Here is a 16,761-nt window from a genome sequence, read left to right as displayed (position 1 = left end):
ATTAACCAATAAATCCAGCTTTAATTAATAAAGCGAAATTATCAATAAATTCAAAATACTACTAATATTATAGTATTTTTTAAATATAAAATCAAGCTATTAAGGAATTAAGATTTTTTAAATTTTACACTAAAGATAGGCTCATATTTATTATCTTTTTCATCAACCACCTCTATCATCTCTCCCTTCATAATTTTGGTTAAGGCCGCATCACTCAAAAGCATATAATCGTTATCAATATCCGACTTTAAAATATCTAATTTGGCCAATTCTGAATTAAAATCTTCCTTAATTGCATCCTCAATTTTCTTCTTCTTGTCGCGCAAAACCTTTAAATCTTCAACCGCCTCTTGATAACTCTTAGAATTCACTAAGGAATCACGAAACATGGATTTAAGCTCTTTTTGCTCTTTTTTGGTTTTTTGTATTCGATCGAATACTTCTTGTAATTTTGACATAAAAAATAAAACTGCGCATAGCAGTAGAAAATAATTATTTAATTAACTTTTCATAGTATAACATAATTGTAATTTGGGCACAATAAAAAATACTCTAATCTACTTGTAATAATTTTATAATAAAAGAATAATCTTGATGCGATACATTAAAAGTAACCAAAAACATATGAAAAGAACTAAATTATATAAAAAAGCCATAATCGCCTTAATAATCTTCTTTTTCGTTAGCCAGGGACCATTTTTAGTAGAGGCGGTCGGCATGGACAATTTTCATCAAATCAAATCAAATTTAAGCACCGCGGAAATAATCAATATTAACAATGCCGCCCGCAAAGAGCTTGGCCTTAAACCATTAGTATTTAGTGCTGACTTAACAAGGCTAGCAAAATTTAAAATAGCTGACATGCAGACCAGTCACTACTTCGACCATTACAGTCCAAGCAATAAATCCTTAAAAAACTTCCTTAATGACATAAGTTACAATTACCAATACGCCGGTGAAAACCTGGCGAAAAATTACAACGACAACAATGAGCTTGTCCAAGCCTGGCTAAATTCACCCACCCACCGCCGCAACATGCTTTACCCAAATTTCGACGAAGTAGGCGTCGTCTTTGACTATGTCAATTTAAACGGTGTTGATCAGTTAGTCACCGTCATGATCTTTGGAAAAGAAAATATTTAATCCACGCTTAATAAATAAATAATATCTACTTAACCATGCCAATGTATACTTAAAAATGTAATAAATAATCAAGATTAAACATATGAATATCCAATCAAATCTAAGAAAAAATGAAGTCTCTTTTTTTCCAAAAACAAATACCGACTATTACCTTTCCCAAAATTTTTTTATTAAATTTTTCAAAGAATTATCTAGAAAAATCGCTCTTTTTTAAAAGAATAGATCAAACAAAAAACGAAATCCTTGGACTTCGTTTTTTGTTTATCCTCGATGAATTATTGATGATTATTGACAAATGATAAAGAATTTGTTAATTTATCATAAATAATCAAATATCAACAACTTCCAACTTATACACGGAGTAAGGAAATGGATTTAAATATTATCAAGATTATTTGTTTTTTGCTCTTTAGTTTTATTCTTATCTTTCTTGGTGTCTGGTTTGTTCAAATCGGCATGTCAAATGACTCCGATGAGGAAGCTGCAATCGTTGAAGAAACAATTGGATTCGTCCGCTATCACGTCATAATGCTTATCGGCGAAGTGGTAATAGCTCTAATCGGCGTACTCCTCTTTGTTATTGGAACCCTAGGAATAACAATTTTAACGACAGCAATTAAGGATATAATTTTTTAAACACAAAAGGGATTAGAGTGCTAAATTCAATGGCAATCAAATCCCTTTTTTCTTTTTCCTTTTTAAACTAAGCGTGCTTTTCATTCATCTCATTCCAATCCCATTTTCTATCCTTATTATAATCAATCTTTTTCAAAATTGAATCAGTGACATCAATATTTAAAACACCGCATAGATGCAATATTCGTTGTACTGCATCACCAAGCTCTTCCTTAAGACCATCCTTGCCATCAATATTCTTATGCCGATAAGCTTCATATGCCTCAGAAACTTCAGAATGAATCAAGGCGATTTTTTCCGCCACATTAACATCCTCCGGCTTTACACCAAAACCCTTCTCCTTGGCCTGCAACATTATTAATTCCGTTAATTGTTGTATCGTCATAAAATTTTATTTAATTACTTTATTAAATATTATCCGACAATTCTTCCATACTAGAAATCATTCTAAATGGATTACCTCTCTCCAATGTTTCCCGGTTATGAAATCCAGAATCGATCGCAATCGTTTTCAAATTAACAGTATTGGCCTCCAAAATATCACCCAACGTATCAGTCACAAAAATGCAATCAGCTGGCACTAGTGCATACCGATTAAATATAAAATTAAATTTATCAACCTTCATTTTATTCGCCTCCAACCCCAAAATTTCCTTAAAAACGTCCAGGACGTTATTATTCTTCAAATAATCGGAGATATTTTTCGTACCACCCGAGGTGACTATAAATAATTCATATCTATTATTCAACTCCAAAAGAACTTTTTTAATATTGTCTTTTATTTTCAAGGCGGCTATATCCAGATTAATATAATCCCGATACCCCAACCAATTCATATTCTGAATCCCCGCAACTGTGCTTTTAAAAAAATTCCCATTATGAATATCCCGAAAATCCTGCTCAGACAATGTAAGACCAGCATACTCCTCGAGTTTTTTGCGATGGAAATCAAAGGTATCGTGGATCACTCCATCAAAATCAAAAATTACTGCTTTCATAGGGATAGTGTTTTTACTTTTTATAAATAGGGTTCATTTTTCTCAATCTCTCAATAAGTCCTGGCAATTTTTCAATCACATAATCGATCTCCGCCTCAGTGTTATTTTTGCCCAAAGTAAAACGAATAGAATTGTGGCAAATTTCTTTTTTAATGCCCATCGCCATTAGCACGTGAGAGGCTTTGAGACTGCCAGAGGCGCAAGCTGAGCCAGTTGAGACCGCGATGCCTTCCATGTCTAGGGAAATCAAGCCAGACTCGCCTTCAACGCCGATAAATGAGAAATGAGCGTGAGATGGAGTACAATTTTCATAGTCGGTATTTAAAACAATGTCATCGACATTCTTTTTAATTCCATCAACTAATCTGTTTCGCAATTTAGCCAGATAAGCATTGTTTTCAATTTGTTTGTCAGTTAATTCGCCCTTTTCTTTGCGTTCACCCAATAAGGCAATCGCTTCGCCCAAACCGACAATGCCAGTCACGTTCAAAGTGCCACTGCGCAGATTGCCCTCGTGATGACCACCACGTTGCAATGCTAACATGGGAACGTCTTTTTGTTTATACAAAACGCCAACACCCTTTGGTCCGTAAATTTTGTGAGCGGACATGGACAACATATCAATATAATTCCACTCAACGTCGCAGTTCAAAAAATTAATTCCCTGGGTTGCGTCAGTGTGGAAATAAATCGGTTGCGGTTTTTCACCTCGTTCTGCTGGTGCTAATTTATTCCAATCATTCAATCTCTTTTCATTGAGTTTGCGAATAATCTTGCCAATCGCGCGAATCGGTTGGATGGCACCAACTTCGCTGTTCACCATCATAATTGAAACCAAGACGGTATTATCCTTGATCATTTTTTCAAATTTTTCCAAATTGATCACACCATTAGATCCGACCGGAACATGCGATGCTTCCACGCCCTCATATTGCATCTCCGCGACTGGCTCCAAGATCGCATCATGCTCCACTAGCGAAGTGATGATGTGCATCTTCTTATCTTTATTTTGTTTTCGCAAGGCTTTCATCACGCCCTTGATGGCCAAATTATTTGCCTCAGTTGCCCCAGATGTAAAAATAATTTCCCCAGCCTCACAGTTTAAAAAACTTGCTACCTGCGCCCGCGCCTTGTCCACGCCCAAAAGCGCCTCTTGTCCAAAAGTGTGGATTGAGGACGCATTACCAAACTTTTCGCTAAAATAAGGCAACATCGCGTCTAAAACTTGTTTATCCAGTGGCGTTGTGGCACTGTGATCTAGATATATTTTTGACATATTATTTGATTAATTTTAAATTTTTGCTATAATTAAAGTATTGAGAAAAAATGTGTATAATTGACAGGAGGGAAAACGTGAGACCCATTGGTGATGGAAGTCCATCGGAAAAAGGCAGCAGCAATTGATTCATCCTTAAAACAAGGAGGAAAAATTCATGTGTAGCGACCCCACCGACGTCTAACCAAAACTCTTCAAAACGGAGAAAAATCCTTGGTCAACGACAAAGAAAACATCATGTAGGCCACCCCCACCGGCCGTGTCAACAAACAATTGTCACTCAGTCAACTATCAACATTCTCATCCCTGGCCTTGCAAAAAATTAGCAAGGCCTCTTTTATTTCCAAAAAAACGATACTTAATTACTGATTAAACCGCCTTCACTTCCAAAACTTCCGGCGCCAATTTTTGCACCTCGACTTCAATTCCTTGCTTCAAAGTAATTTGTGACATTGGGCAAGTAGTACACATTCCCATCAAAGCAACTTCAAGGATACCGGTTTTTTCATTCCAGTTTACAAATTGCACGTCACCACCATCCATTTGCAATGACGGTCTCACGATTTCTAACGCTTGTTTAATTTTTTCGATTGTTTCTTGCGACATATAGTTATGATTAGTTATTTAAAAAGTGTAATTGCATCAAACTGCAACCTCACCCCGACCCTCTCCTGACCAGGAGATGGAGATATATAGTATTATTTATCTTGATATTGCTTAATCGCTGTCCGCAAAGCGTCAACGCCCAACATCGAACAATGAATTTTGGGATTTGGTAAACCACCTAAGTCCTCAATTATATCATTTTTTGTAATAGCCGCTGCATCACTTAAGGTCTTGCCTTTGGCCATATCCGTCAAGGCCGAAGACACTGCAATCGCCGCTGCGCATCCCAAGGTCTCAAATTTGATTTCATCAATCTTGTCATCCTTGACCTTTAGATATATTTTCATAATATCACCGCAGCTAGCGTTACCTTCTTGCCCGAATGCATCGGCATCTTCAATCACGCCTTGATTATGCGGATTGCGAAAATGTTCCAAAACTTTGTCTGTGTACATATGTTTTAACTTAATAATAAATTTTTTAATAAATAAACACCGGCGTGCTAACTTCAGCCCAGTCGTACAAAAATTTTGCCGATCCAACACCTAGGCGTACGCAACCGTGCGAAACTGGAATACCCAAATGATTTTCCCCTTCACGATAACCATTGGGCCAAATTGGCAATTCGTGAAAACCAAACTTACCAGTACCCATACCCATCCAATATGGCATCCATAGGCCATAATCAGACCAAACCTTTTTGGCCTTATTGATTATTTTAAAATGTCCCTTGGGTGTCGGCATACTTGCCTTGCCAGAGGAAATTTTAAAAGAACCCATTCTTACTCCATCCAAAAAATAATAGACCATCTGCCCGCCAAGACTCACTTCTAACCTCTTTGGTAATTTTACCGCCTCTTTATTCAAGGGGTCAAAATAAAATTTTATTTCCTCGCCGTCTTTATAGCCATCACCATCAGTATCGGGATTTTTTAAATCAGTACCAAATTTCAACTCCATTCTATCACTCAAGCCATCTTTGTCGGTATCAACATCTTCTAATTTTAAATTCTCCTTTGTCAGTGGTGAAAATCCATTATTCAATTCAAGCCAATCACTATAACCATCACTGTCTGAATCCGCAAGATTGGGATCAGTTTTATAAATATTTATCTCATCTGCGTCAGAAACGCCATCGCCGTCAGCGTCGATAATATTATTTGCCGTCACAAAAACAGGAAATGTAAACAGAAACAGTAAAATGAAAATAGAATATTTCATTATTGCGTCATTCCCGCGAAGGCGGGAATCCAGGCTCCACAATGAGTGGATTAATAATTATAGAAACTATTTTTATAAATGCTTTGCAATAATATCAAATCAACATTTATTTTCTTTAAATTTAATTCAATATCTGAGGTGTCTGGATTCCCGCCTTCGCGGGAATGACGTGGATTAAATTAAATCCACCAATTTAATTCCTCTCAAAGTCTCAACTAATGAATCCTGTACTTTTTTCAAAACTCCGGTCACGCCACAATTACATTTATGACCGCAAAAAACTTTCTCGCTTTTGGCCACACAGTAAAAAGGGGCAATTTCACCCTCCAGAGTTTTGACAATATCATAGACCGTAATATCCTTGGCCTCACCAGCTAAACAATAACCGCCCATTGATCCCATTTCCGAAGTAATTAAATTTGCCTTTTTTAATTGGGCAAATATTCTTTCTAAATATTTCAAAGAAATATCTTCGCGCTCCGCCACCATAGATAGCGGAACACTCTTATTCTTTTCTTGGGCCAACAAAATCATTGCTCGCAAACCGTAAGTTGTTTTTGTTGAAAATTTCATATCCTACTGAATTAGTATGTATTAAATATATCATATTGTTATTTTTTGTCAAATCCTAAATAATACCCCATATTTTCTCCAATATTAGAATAACACTGGGGGCTTGGGGGTGTGAACTAAGCGCCAGTATTAAAATAGATAAAACCCTTCAAGTGATAGCGCATTTAACACCCCCAAGGGTTTTGGTTACTTTTGCCCCCAAAAGTAACACAAGCGAGAGCGCGTAGCTTAAAATAATAAGAAAAAATCAAACAAAAAAAGCTCGAAACTAATTCGAGCTTTTAAAAAATGTAATAATCTACTTAATCTTCTCAATCCTATACTCCTTTGCCCCCTTCGGAGTCTGCACCATCACAACCGCGCCTTTCTTTTTACCAATAAACGCTTTACCCAACGGTGATTCATTTGAAATCTTGCCATTAATCGGATCAGCCTCATTAAAACTTACAATCATGAACTCTCTTTCCTTGCCATCTGACTTAACTACAATTTTCGAGCCCATACCAATAGAATCATGATGTTCAGTTGACTCGACTACGGTTAAATTCTTCAACATCGCCATTAATTCTGCAATGCGGCCATCATTGAAGGCCTGTGCGTCTTTAGCCTCAGAATACTCGGCATTTTCACTCAAGTCGCCCATATCCTTGGCCTTTTGAATTCTATCCGCAATTTCTCTTCTTTTAAAATTTTTTAAATGATCCAACTCATCCTTCAGCTTATCATAACCCTCTTGTGTAATAATTTGATCTTCCATAGTATAATTTTTAATTGAATAAATAATATTAATAAATATTTTATAAATATATATTAAAAGTGGTTTTTTTGCAAGGCGCCCCAAATCCTAACTATTTAAGGACTTTTTGTCAATAAAAATCGACATTAAAATTAAATATCCTATGCCCAACGGATGATTCATGTAGGGACTAAAAAACGAAATTATGGAAATAGTAATTAAGCCAATTATTAGCGCTAATTTAGTGATATTTTCCGGACTCGTAAAAAAATCATTAAGTGTTTTAAGATGGAAATTAAATACCGTAAATCTGCCAATCAAAAATAAATAATACGCCATTCCTATTAAACCTAGTTTTAACCAAATCTCCAACCAGCCCCATTCAAAAGCAAAAGTAGTAAGCTCTCCAGTCGGACTTGTTTCCAACACTCTCGGGTCCTCACTAAAATAGGTTACAGTCGAACCATAGCCATGACCCATAACAAAATACTTTTTAATTTCAGACCAAAGAGGTGTTAATAATTTCCAACGCGAAGACACTCCAGCCTCATTTGTAATTTGTGTTGCTCTTTCCGCGATATCCATCGTGTTAAAATTTGACGTCGGTTTTGGGTGTGGAAATGTGATCAATATATTGATAAAAATAAACGACACAATCATCGAGGCAATACCTGCCAAAAAAACCTTGCCGATCCTAGACCAAGATTTTAAAAATAAAATAATTAACAAGTACACAGCTAAGCCACCTGCAAAGCCAACCCAATTACTACGTGAATAAGACAAAATCGTAATTGCCGCATAAGTAGTCAAGAGCAAAAAATCAAAAATTTTCACTTTCTTGCTTTCCACGATTGAGAATAAAACTATAAAGAACGACACAATTGCAAAAATATGCGATTGAAAAAATATGCGAATAAAACCGGTTGGCATTCTTGTTATTTCCCCCACCCCTGTATCGCGAACCCACTTATAAACAGTTGTCATAGTAGAGGCTGAATTATGAGAAAAGACAAAAAGTAATACAAAGGTTTTTATCGCCATCCAAAAAGTAGCCGCCAATAATAGAGTAATAATTTTTTCCTTAAATATTTTTTTACCATCCTCCTCTTTATTTTCGTAGATAAAATAAACAGGAAAAATTAAAGCAAAAAACAGCCAACCATTGGCATCTTGGTAGATATAAGAGAAATCATTGTGGCTCAAAAAAGCGTTTATCACCCCCCAGCCTATGAAAAAAATAATCGGTACGAAATATTTAAAGTTTTTATTTTTCAAAAAATGTAATAGCGGACAAGTTTTAGTCTTAATCGCAAGTAGGCTAATTTGTCCCACCATGGCAATTATAACCACAATAAATAAAGCCATTCTAATAGACAAATTAAAGTGTGGCAAATTAAAAAAAAGTAAATACCCCTTTGAACCGGTAATTAACTCAGCCAACAAAATAAATAACCCATACTCTAAATTTTTGAATGTTAAAAATACCACCCCCAAGACCACAAGAACAAAAATAATCTTTCCCCAAACAGGAAAAATAAAACCAATCAATGAAAGCGTCTCAATGGCCAAAAAGGCAAGCAGGACTTTTTTAAAAAAACCATCGGTTTTTTGCATGGTCGGGATCGCCGCCACGAATTTTTTGACCGTAAAAAAACTTTTATCTAGATTCATTTTTTTATTTTTAATTTTTAATCAATTTGTATTGGACAGTGTCACCAATTTTTATTTTTTGCTCATCTACAAATCCGGCATTTACCTCCAAAACATAATTTATTCTAAATTGCGAGGCATAGTGATTTTCCGGATTATCACCTTCAGGTGGTAAATTTTTATGAATATTTACAATTTTATCATCCTCAATCCAGATAATATCCAACGGGAAATTCATCTGTTTCATCCAAAATGAACGTTCCTGCTTGGTGTCAAAAACAAAAAGCATGCCCTCACTTTTTTCCAACTTCGGCCTATCGCTCAAGCCCTGCGTTTGCTCCTGCATGTCATCGGCCACTAGCACTTTAATAATAGTCTCATTTATTTTAACATTTGGAAACTCTAAAGAGCGGCCGTCTTTGGTATTTTCTTTAATTTCCAAATAAGCTACGCCAACGATTAACAAGACAGCCAACAATGAAAATATTTTACGCATTAGAATTTTATATTATGCTTCTTCTTAATAATGGCCATCCATTGTTGATATTTTTTTACTTTAGGCAAAAACGGAAACAATCTATAAGCTACGGCTGGCAACCAACCACTCATCGTTCCACCTGTCTCAATCTTGAACAAAACTTTATCAATCCAAACACCGGTTTTACCATTATCTAGCATGGTTAAGAAAATATCCCAATCTTGGAATTTTTTAAATGTAATATCCCAACCCGCCTCTGGAAAATCTTTAGCCCTGATTAGCGAAGTTGAATGAACGTAAGGAATCTCTCTTAATTTATCAGCATCAAACGGCCAAAATCTAAATAATTTTTCACCAAACATATGAGAACAATAAGCATATGAAGCCTCAGGATTTTCTTTGAGCGCTTTCAACATCTCCTCAAACATTGTCGGCTCCATTTTTAGATCAGCATCACTGAATAACAAATATTCACCGGTCGCCTCTTTCCAAGCACGATTTCGTGCTGCTGGCGCTCCTTGATTAACCTGACTAATAAAAGAAAATTTTTGTGTGAACATACCTTTACAGTCCTCCATTACCTCCTCAATATTATCCTTTGAGCCATCATTAACAATGATAATCTCAAAATCTTGAATAGTTTGATTTTTAATAGTTTCCAAACAAGCCTTTATCTTGTCAGCTTGATTATAAACTGGAATTAAGATACTAATCATAGTTTTTATAGTTAATTATTATTTGCTAAAAAAATAGCACACTTCTAAAATTAGCGCAAATGTCTTATTTATTACCCCACTCCTTATCCTGGCGCACCAACAACTCCTCTGCACGTAACGGTTCAGCCATAATTTCTTTTACTACCTTTTCCATGCGGACACCCTGTGACCCTTTCACAAAAATTAAATCCCCTTGTCTGATTTTTTCCTGCACAAAAAGACCAGCTTCCTCGGAATTATTAAAATGAAAAACATTATCAGTTTTCATGCCTGCCTCAATCGCTCCATGATCAATATCGCGTGAGCGCTCACCGACCGTAATTAAAACATTTACGCCTGCGCTTTTTACCTTCTCGCCAATTTCCCTATGTCGCTCCACGCTCTCTTGGCCAAGCTCCAACATATCTCCCAGAACTGCAAACTTCTTCGCACCAACATTAACCGCAAACTTTCCTAAAACATCCAAGCCTGCCACACAAGAGACTGGTTCAGAATTGTATGTATCATCAATTATCGAAGTGTTTTTAATACCCTTGAGTAGATTCATTCGACCCTGCGGTGATCGAAATTCCTTCAGCCTGCTCGCAATCTCCACCATATTCATTCCGAAATTTGTGGCAACTGCAATTGCCGCCATGGCCGCATAAATCGAATTAAAACCGATTACGCCTGGTATTAGAAAAGGTACTGTCGATCCATTGTATTTGATTTTAAAACTAATGCCTTGCAAACTACCACCGCCCTCAAAGCTAAAACGCGATTCACTGCAATTCAAATCCGCCCCCGGATCCATGCCAAACGTCACCACCTTGGCCCTACTGTCTTTTTTCATTTCTCGCACCAGTTCATTGTCAAAATTCAAAACAACCAAGCCTTCCTTGGGAACCACCCGCACCAAATCCGCCTTTTCTTTTTGTAATTTTTTCCGCGATCCAAAATATTCCAAGTGCACATTGCCCACCGCCGTCACAATCGCAATACTTGGATTGGCAATCTCATTCAAATACATCATATCGCCCGGACGATCAATACCCATTTCCAAAATCAAAACCTCAGGATAATCTTTATCTTTAATCAAAATCATAAACACGGCCTTCCAAAAAACTCCAAGCCAGCCAAAAAGATTTTTTCCGGGCGACTCCACGCCAATGATAGTCAAGGGCAAACCAATCTCATTGTTATAGTTCTTGATATTGCGGCGCACCTTGAATTTATCTTTCAAGACAGCGTAAACAGCCTCCTTGGTGGTCGTTTTACCCACACTCCCCGTAATACCGATCACTTTCGGCTGATATTTTTTCAAAATTAACTGAGATAATATTTTCAATTTTAATTGTAATAGTTTTTTCATATATTTCTTCCGTCATCCCCGCGAAGGCGGGGATCCAGGTACCTCGTATATCGTTTTTAATATCGGGAAAATTTAAATTTACGAAGTCTCTTGTTATTAATATTTTTATTAAAACATTTTCTATAATTATGCAGCCATTATCTGTGGCACCTGGATTCCCGCCTTCGCGGGAATGACGATGTGCTATCGCTCTTTCGCCACTTGATAATAATTCAAAATAAATGACGCAACCTGTTGGAATGTCGGTGCCGCTGAAGAATCAGCCCAAGGCGAATTAACAGGGTTATCCAACATAACCAAGGCAACAAATTTTGGATCATCAACCGGCGCAAAACCAGCAAAGCTGTGCATGGTCCGATTGATATAACCTCCGCGACCAGCTACCTGCGCTGTACCAGTCTTACCGGCAATGTAATAACCAGGCACGGCTGCCAACTTGGCATGACCTTTATCAATTACATTTACCAACATGCCAGACAGCATCATCGCTGCTCGTTCTGAAATCACACGGCGCACCTCAGTCGGTTGCGTGGCGCTTTTTTCACCAGATGAAGTTCTAATTTCTTTTACCAAATAAGGCTTCATCAAAATACCACCATTAGCAATAGCTGCATAAGCTGCGGTCAATTGCAATGGTGTCGCGGTAATACCTTGTCCAAAAGTTGCCGTTGCCACCTCAATCGGACGCAAAGTCTTTCGGTTTAAATTCACAATATTGGTTATGCTTTCCGTCTCCAATTCAATACCGGTTTTTTCGCCAAAACCAAATTTTTTCACATAATCAATAAAGGTTTCGGCACCAATTTTATTCATCACAAAAATCGTACCCGTATTCAAAGATTTTTCCAAAACCGTATCCATATCCACTACGCCGTGTCCGCCTTTTTTCAAAAAATCAGAATTTTTAATCGGTTTACTCCATCCCGGCACCATCACAAAACCTTTATCAGTATAAGTTGTCTTCGGCGTAATCTTTTCTTGATCCAAGCCAGCCGCCAAAGTATAAGCTTTAAAAATTGATCCCGGCTCATATCCGCCGAAAATACTCGGATTATTAAAAATATTCATGTCCGGCGCTTCATTGTAATTATTCGGATCAAAATCAGGATAAGAACACATCGCCAAAATAGCCCCCGTCTTCGGCTCCATGATAATCACACTTCCGGTGCGCGCACCATATTTGATTACCCCCTCCTTAATTCTTGTGCAAGCTTCATATTGGATTGAACGATCAATCGTTAAGATAATATCACTACCATTCTGAGCCTGTAACACTTCGCGGTCATCAACAATTACCACCTTGCCATTAGCCGATCGTTCCGCCCTCATAAACCCAGCTATACCAGTTAACTCTTCATTGAAAAACCCTTCCAGGCCATAATGCCCCACTTGACCATCGTCAGTATTTGATACATAACCGGTTATATGCGAACTCATATTACCACTTGGATAAAAGCGATAACTCTCCATAACATGTTCGATGCCAGTAATATTCAGATCGGTAATTAATTTTAAATTATCTTCATCAACTTTGCGCTTAATCAATTCATAAAGATCGTTTTTCTTTGACAATCTTTCCGTATATTTTTTCAAAATTACATCACGACGCCATTCGATTTCCAGCTCTTTTTTAATTAGCTTGAATTCAGCCAATCGATTGTAATACTTCGCGTCTGCCAATTTAGCCACCAAGTCAGGGTTTATATAATTAGACGATGATGCAATTACAAATTCAATAGTTGAAGTAGCCTCAGCAAAAAGCGGATCACTGCTTAGAAAAATCGCCACCTCCTTTTCCACATCCTCCTTATCCAAAATGTCATACAATTTTCCAGCCACCGTAGCTGGATCATCAACAATGTCGGCCGGCACGGCAAAAATTGTTGCGAACTCCTTATTAATCGCCAATGGATACAAACCATCAAAATCAGTATTTTTCTCATCGGTCAAAAAAATCCGTCCTCGCATCGGCATTAATTTATTATATACTTGATGCTGCACAGAGGCCATCTTTGTATACAAATCATGCTTTATTACTTGCAAATCAAACAAGCGATAAATAATCCCCGCCGCCAATAAAAAAACAATCGCCAAAACAATTTTCTGACGATTCTCTTTTTTCACAAAATCGGTGTTCTTTTTTTTCCCGTTCAAGGCGGATCCGCCTCGGGCTGACTTTCGATTCAACATATCATCAACAAAAACTTAAAAATATTTATTTCATAGCCACTGCCCCATCATTAACCTCAATATAATCAATCTTATCAACTTTAACCAATTTCATTTCTTGGGCTCTTTTTTCAACATTGCTCAAGGCACTTAATTTAGTTATTTCCAATTCCAAGCTCTTATTTTCTTCTGTCAACTTAAAGACCTTTGCCTTCTGACTGTTCAAAACAAAGCCTTTGATTGATAAATCATTAACATTCATCACAAAATAGACGGCATTAAATATTATAAAAAATATAATAACTTTATTCAAGAGCTTCACATAATCCAAATAATCTCTCTTTTTATTTTGTGGCCGACCTTCAAATTCTTCTTGAAAAGTATTTTTTGTAAGTTGATAGTTTTGTTTTTGTGTTTGTGTCATTTTTTTTATTTTTAAATTTTTATTTTTTTTATATTTTCTCAATGACCCGCATTTTTGCACTCCTAGCTCTCGGATTATTTTTAATCTCGGCCTCAGTTGGTGGTATCACTTTTTTGTTGATAATTTTTATTTTTTTCTCATGATTACAACTGCACATCATTTGCTTTGAATCACAGATACAATCCTGACTTTCTTGCTTAAAATAGTCCTTTACAATTCGGTCCTCTAAACTGTGGTATGAAATCACCACGCAACGTCCACCTTCAGCTAGGGCCTCAATCGCTTGCGGCAAAACTTCGGTCAAACTTTCCAATTCTTCATTCGTGGCAATCCGCAAAGCTTGAAATGTTCGCGTCGCAAAGTGAATTTTGGCATTCTGTAATTTTGGCGGAATCGCTTTTTTTATTATCTCCACTAATTGTCCGGTAGTTTCAATTGGTTTTTTTCTTCGTGCCATTGTTATCAACTTCGCAATCCGTCTTGCAAATGGCTCTTCACCGTAGTCTTTTAAAATTTTTTCAATATGTTCAATACGCCATTTATTCACAATCCGACTCGTCCGTTTATTCATCTCGCCATCATCAGTCGTCTCAAACGCCATATCTAGCGGCGTATCATATTTGAAAGAAATTCCCCGATTCCGGTCGTCGAGTTGAGCACTAGACAAACCCAAATCGAATACAATTCCATCAATTTTTTTGTTTTTAAATTCGGTATTTTCATCCAAAATTTTTGCTAAATTTCTAAAATTATCTTTCACGATAATAACATTTTTTAATTTTTCCTTTTTTAGCCTAGCTTCAGCATTCTTAATAGCCAAACTATCTAAATCAGTTGCTAGCACTCGTCCCTTGCTGCCCACCAATGAAGCAATTCTCGTTGTATAACCGGCGCCGCCCAAGGTGCAGTCCACATAAAAACCGCCTAATTTTATATTAAGATTCTCGATAGCCTCCTCAAGCATTACTGGTATGTGTTTATATTCCATTCAATTAATACAGACAATAAATAATTCTATACTCTCCCTCTCCTGGACAGGAGAGGGTCGGGGTGAGGTTGTAGCCATTCCCACTAAACAATATTTACAAATTATCCAAAGTTCTAAGTAAAAAAACGCAAAGTATCTGAGATACAATGCGTTTTAATTACAATACAAGGGCACGAGCTCTTTCAAAGATAACCATGTGTAGATCTTTGTTATCTACTAATGGGGCTTTGATAACGCGCACTCTCAATTGTTCAGAATTAGCAGCATGGGGGTTGCACTTAATTCTAATTGTCATTTAATTTGTCATCCAAACATAAATCAATGAATCATGTTTGTAATTTTTATTTTTATTTTTTGTTTTTAAGTTTTAGACTCCTAATTCTCCCATTGCCTCAGCAATTTCCGTACTTTCAGACTCAGCTCCAGTTTTGTATTTATTCCATTGCTCTTCATCCCAAATTTCCAAACGGTCATAAAGACCGGCAATGATAGTTTTTTTATCTAAATTAGCAAAACTTCTTAAATATTCCGGTAAAGTAATTCGTCCCTGATTATCAAAATCAACATCCATTGCACCAGCTAACATTAGCCGAGAAAAAGCTCTAGCCTTGGCCTGACTAACTGGCAAATCAGCTAACTTTTTCGCTATTTTTTCCCATGAATCCTTAGAATACAAAAAAAGACAATTGTCCAGGCCCCTGGTCACAACTGCTCCGCTTTCCAATATCTGTCGAAATTTAGCCGGAATAGCCATTCTTCCCTTGCTATCCAAATTGTGTTTGTATTCTCCAATAAACATTCGCGTAAAATTAATTCCTCATTTAGACCCAGGAGAAGTTTGAAAAAGTCTTTTTTCAAACCCCTTCTTCGCCTTAACTTTTGTTTTTTAACCTAGGTTATGAATCTAAGCTATTTGATTTTTGTTTTTGTTTTTATTTTACGATAGTTCGCCATCTCCTTGGTGTAGGCGGACTTTTTGATGTTTATTTTTGTTTTTTGTTTTTTATAAAGTTACGCACACGACAAGCATGGTAATTTTAATCCCTGATCTAGATTTAGACACAGGAGAAGACTAATCTTACCGTGTGGCGGTAAGCTTGGTCCCCTTCTTCGCCTTAACTTTTGTTTTGAGTCAGTTTATTTTATAAGCCCTGACCGACTTGGCCCATGTTTTAAAATGATGGGACTTTATTTATCTTCACCCGCCGTAGCGGATTATTTTTCCTTTTTTACCATTCACCTCAATTCACCACTTCTCACCTTTATGATTTAAGTATACACCACAAATCACCAAAAGTCAATCATCATGCCCCACTAATTATTTACTTAAAGCTAGCGAAAGACAAATAAAAAAAGGCCAACTGTTAACAAGTTGGCCTTTTGAGCAAAAAATAGTTATACCCTGTTATCAACATTTAATCCACAACACCCTAAAACTTAGGTTATATTTGGCTCCCGACTATAGGCGGGCTTAATTACATCAAATTCATTATTCGTTTCTGTCTTCTCATCACTAATAGAAAAAACTGGCACGCCCAAGGCATAGCCAAGCGCATTTGCTGTCACCACGCCGATGCGCAAAGAAGTAAATCCCTCACCCCTGTTAGCCACGCTTATTTTATTAATACCTGATAATTTCTTATGATTTTTAAGCAATAATTCATCAATTAAAGGCAATAATTTTTCCGCCTGTGTAAATTTAGACTCAACCGCCATTTTATCAATAAAAATCTCGCCATCTTTGAGAGAAAGCGAGATTTTATTATTTTCAGCAGTATTGATTATTAAATGCATTT

Annotated in this window: 20 protein-coding genes; 2 read left to right on the top strand and 18 right to left on the bottom strand. The window is 36.7% G+C overall.

Features of this window, described 5'->3' with window-relative positions:
• Nucleotides 1–107: 107 nt before the first annotated feature.
• Nucleotides 108–458, bottom strand: a complete 351-nt coding sequence (locus KKD45_00540) for a hypothetical protein (GenBank protein ID MBU4308993.1) — start codon at nucleotides 456–458, stop codon at nucleotides 108–110.
• A gap of 166 nt (nucleotides 459–624) precedes the next feature.
• Between KKD45_00540 and KKD45_00535 the strand changes: the two genes are divergently transcribed.
• Nucleotides 625–1,143 (top strand): hypothetical protein, encoded by a 519-nt coding sequence (locus KKD45_00535; protein ID MBU4308992.1) that lies wholly within the window; start codon nucleotides 625–627, stop codon nucleotides 1,141–1,143.
• A gap of 369 nt (nucleotides 1,144–1,512) precedes the next feature.
• Nucleotides 1,513–1,779: a hypothetical protein gene (locus KKD45_00530; GenBank protein MBU4308991.1), complete on the top strand. Its 267-nt coding sequence runs from the start codon at nucleotides 1,513–1,515 to the stop codon at nucleotides 1,777–1,779.
• Between the two features lie 67 nt (nucleotides 1,780–1,846).
• Here KKD45_00530 and KKD45_00525 read toward each other — a convergent pair whose 3' ends face one another.
• The 17 genes from KKD45_00525 to KKD45_00445 all read right to left on the bottom strand — a co-directional run bounded on the left by KKD45_00525 (nucleotide 1,847) and on the right by KKD45_00445 (nucleotide 16,759).
• The gene (locus KKD45_00525) at nucleotides 1,847–2,164 is read right to left on the bottom strand and encodes a hypothetical protein (GenBank protein MBU4308990.1); all 318 of its coding nucleotides are present in this window, start codon (nucleotides 2,162–2,164) and stop codon (nucleotides 1,847–1,849) included.
• Nucleotides 2,165–2,186: 22 nt separating this feature from the next.
• Nucleotides 2,187–2,777 carry an HAD hydrolase-like protein gene (locus tag KKD45_00520; GenBank protein ID MBU4308989.1) on the bottom strand — a complete coding sequence of 197 codons (591 nt, stop codon included), beginning with the start codon at nucleotides 2,775–2,777 and terminating at the stop codon, nucleotides 2,187–2,189.
• Nucleotides 2,778–2,790: 13 nt separating this feature from the next.
• Nucleotides 2,791–4,053, bottom strand: a complete 1,263-nt coding sequence (locus tag KKD45_00515; GenBank protein ID MBU4308988.1) for a cysteine desulfurase — start codon at nucleotides 4,051–4,053, stop codon at nucleotides 2,791–2,793.
• 369 nt (nucleotides 4,054–4,422) lie between these two features.
• Nucleotides 4,423–4,659 carry a NifU family protein gene (locus tag KKD45_00510; GenBank protein ID MBU4308987.1) on the bottom strand — a complete coding sequence of 79 codons (237 nt, stop codon included), beginning with the start codon at nucleotides 4,657–4,659 and terminating at the stop codon, nucleotides 4,423–4,425.
• A gap of 92 nt (nucleotides 4,660–4,751) precedes the next feature.
• Nucleotides 4,752–5,114: an iron-sulfur cluster assembly scaffold protein gene (locus tag KKD45_00505; protein ID MBU4308986.1), complete on the bottom strand. Its 363-nt coding sequence runs from the start codon at nucleotides 5,112–5,114 to the stop codon at nucleotides 4,752–4,754.
• Nucleotides 5,115–5,139: 25 nt separating this feature from the next.
• Complete coding sequence (locus tag KKD45_00500; GenBank protein MBU4308985.1) at nucleotides 5,140–5,880, bottom strand: L,D-transpeptidase; 741 nt, start codon at nucleotides 5,878–5,880, stop codon at nucleotides 5,140–5,142.
• A 174-nt stretch (nucleotides 5,881–6,054) separates the two neighbouring features.
• Nucleotides 6,055–6,453: an Rrf2 family transcriptional regulator gene (locus KKD45_00495; GenBank protein ID MBU4308984.1), complete on the bottom strand. Its 399-nt coding sequence runs from the start codon at nucleotides 6,451–6,453 to the stop codon at nucleotides 6,055–6,057.
• 298 nt (nucleotides 6,454–6,751) lie between these two features.
• Nucleotides 6,752–7,210: a transcription elongation factor GreA gene (gene greA, locus KKD45_00490; protein ID MBU4308983.1), complete on the bottom strand. Its 459-nt coding sequence runs from the start codon at nucleotides 7,208–7,210 to the stop codon at nucleotides 6,752–6,754.
• 87 nt (nucleotides 7,211–7,297) lie between these two features.
• Complete coding sequence (locus KKD45_00485) at nucleotides 7,298–8,860, bottom strand: O-antigen ligase family protein (protein MBU4308982.1); 1,563 nt, start codon at nucleotides 8,858–8,860, stop codon at nucleotides 7,298–7,300.
• Nucleotides 8,861–8,870: 10 nt separating this feature from the next.
• Nucleotides 8,871–9,335 carry a DUF192 domain-containing protein gene (locus tag KKD45_00480; protein MBU4308981.1) on the bottom strand — a complete coding sequence of 155 codons (465 nt, stop codon included), beginning with the start codon at nucleotides 9,333–9,335 and terminating at the stop codon, nucleotides 8,871–8,873.
• Nucleotides 9,335–10,033: a glycosyltransferase family 2 protein gene (locus KKD45_00475; GenBank protein ID MBU4308980.1), complete on the bottom strand. Its 699-nt coding sequence runs from the start codon at nucleotides 10,031–10,033 to the stop codon at nucleotides 9,335–9,337. The genes KKD45_00480 and KKD45_00475 overlap by 1 nt, the downstream gene beginning before the upstream one ends.
• 64 nt (nucleotides 10,034–10,097) lie before the next feature.
• Nucleotides 10,098–11,384, bottom strand: a complete 1,287-nt coding sequence (locus KKD45_00470; GenBank protein ID MBU4308979.1) for a UDP-N-acetylmuramoyl-tripeptide--D-alanyl-D-alanine ligase — start codon at nucleotides 11,382–11,384, stop codon at nucleotides 10,098–10,100.
• Nucleotides 11,385–11,567: 183 nt separating this feature from the next.
• Entirely contained in the window at nucleotides 11,568–13,574 is a 2,007-nt protein-coding gene (locus KKD45_00465) for a penicillin-binding protein 2 (protein ID MBU4308978.1), read from the bottom strand.
• Between the two features lie 25 nt (nucleotides 13,575–13,599).
• Nucleotides 13,600–13,977 (bottom strand): cell division protein FtsL, encoded by a 378-nt coding sequence (locus KKD45_00460; GenBank protein MBU4308977.1) that lies wholly within the window; start codon nucleotides 13,975–13,977, stop codon nucleotides 13,600–13,602.
• A 28-nt stretch (nucleotides 13,978–14,005) separates the two neighbouring features.
• Complete coding sequence (gene rsmH, locus KKD45_00455) at nucleotides 14,006–14,965, bottom strand: 16S rRNA (cytosine(1402)-N(4))-methyltransferase RsmH (protein MBU4308976.1); 960 nt, start codon at nucleotides 14,963–14,965, stop codon at nucleotides 14,006–14,008.
• 367 nt (nucleotides 14,966–15,332) lie between these two features.
• The gene (mraZ, locus tag KKD45_00450) at nucleotides 15,333–15,764 is read right to left on the bottom strand and encodes a division/cell wall cluster transcriptional repressor MraZ (GenBank protein ID MBU4308975.1); all 432 of its coding nucleotides are present in this window, start codon (nucleotides 15,762–15,764) and stop codon (nucleotides 15,333–15,335) included.
• Nucleotides 15,765–16,402: 638 nt separating this feature from the next.
• On the bottom strand, nucleotides 16,403–16,759 hold the full coding sequence (locus KKD45_00445; protein MBU4308974.1) for a hypothetical protein: 357 nt from the start codon (nucleotides 16,757–16,759) through the stop codon (nucleotides 16,403–16,405).
• Nucleotides 16,760–16,761 lie beyond the last annotated feature (2 nt).

The organism is Patescibacteria group bacterium, assembly GCA_018897195.1.
Classification (GTDB): Bacteria; Patescibacteriota; Patescibacteriia; order Patescibacteriales; family UBA12075; genus JAHILH01.
This window is presented reverse-complemented; position numbering and strand designations above follow the sequence as displayed.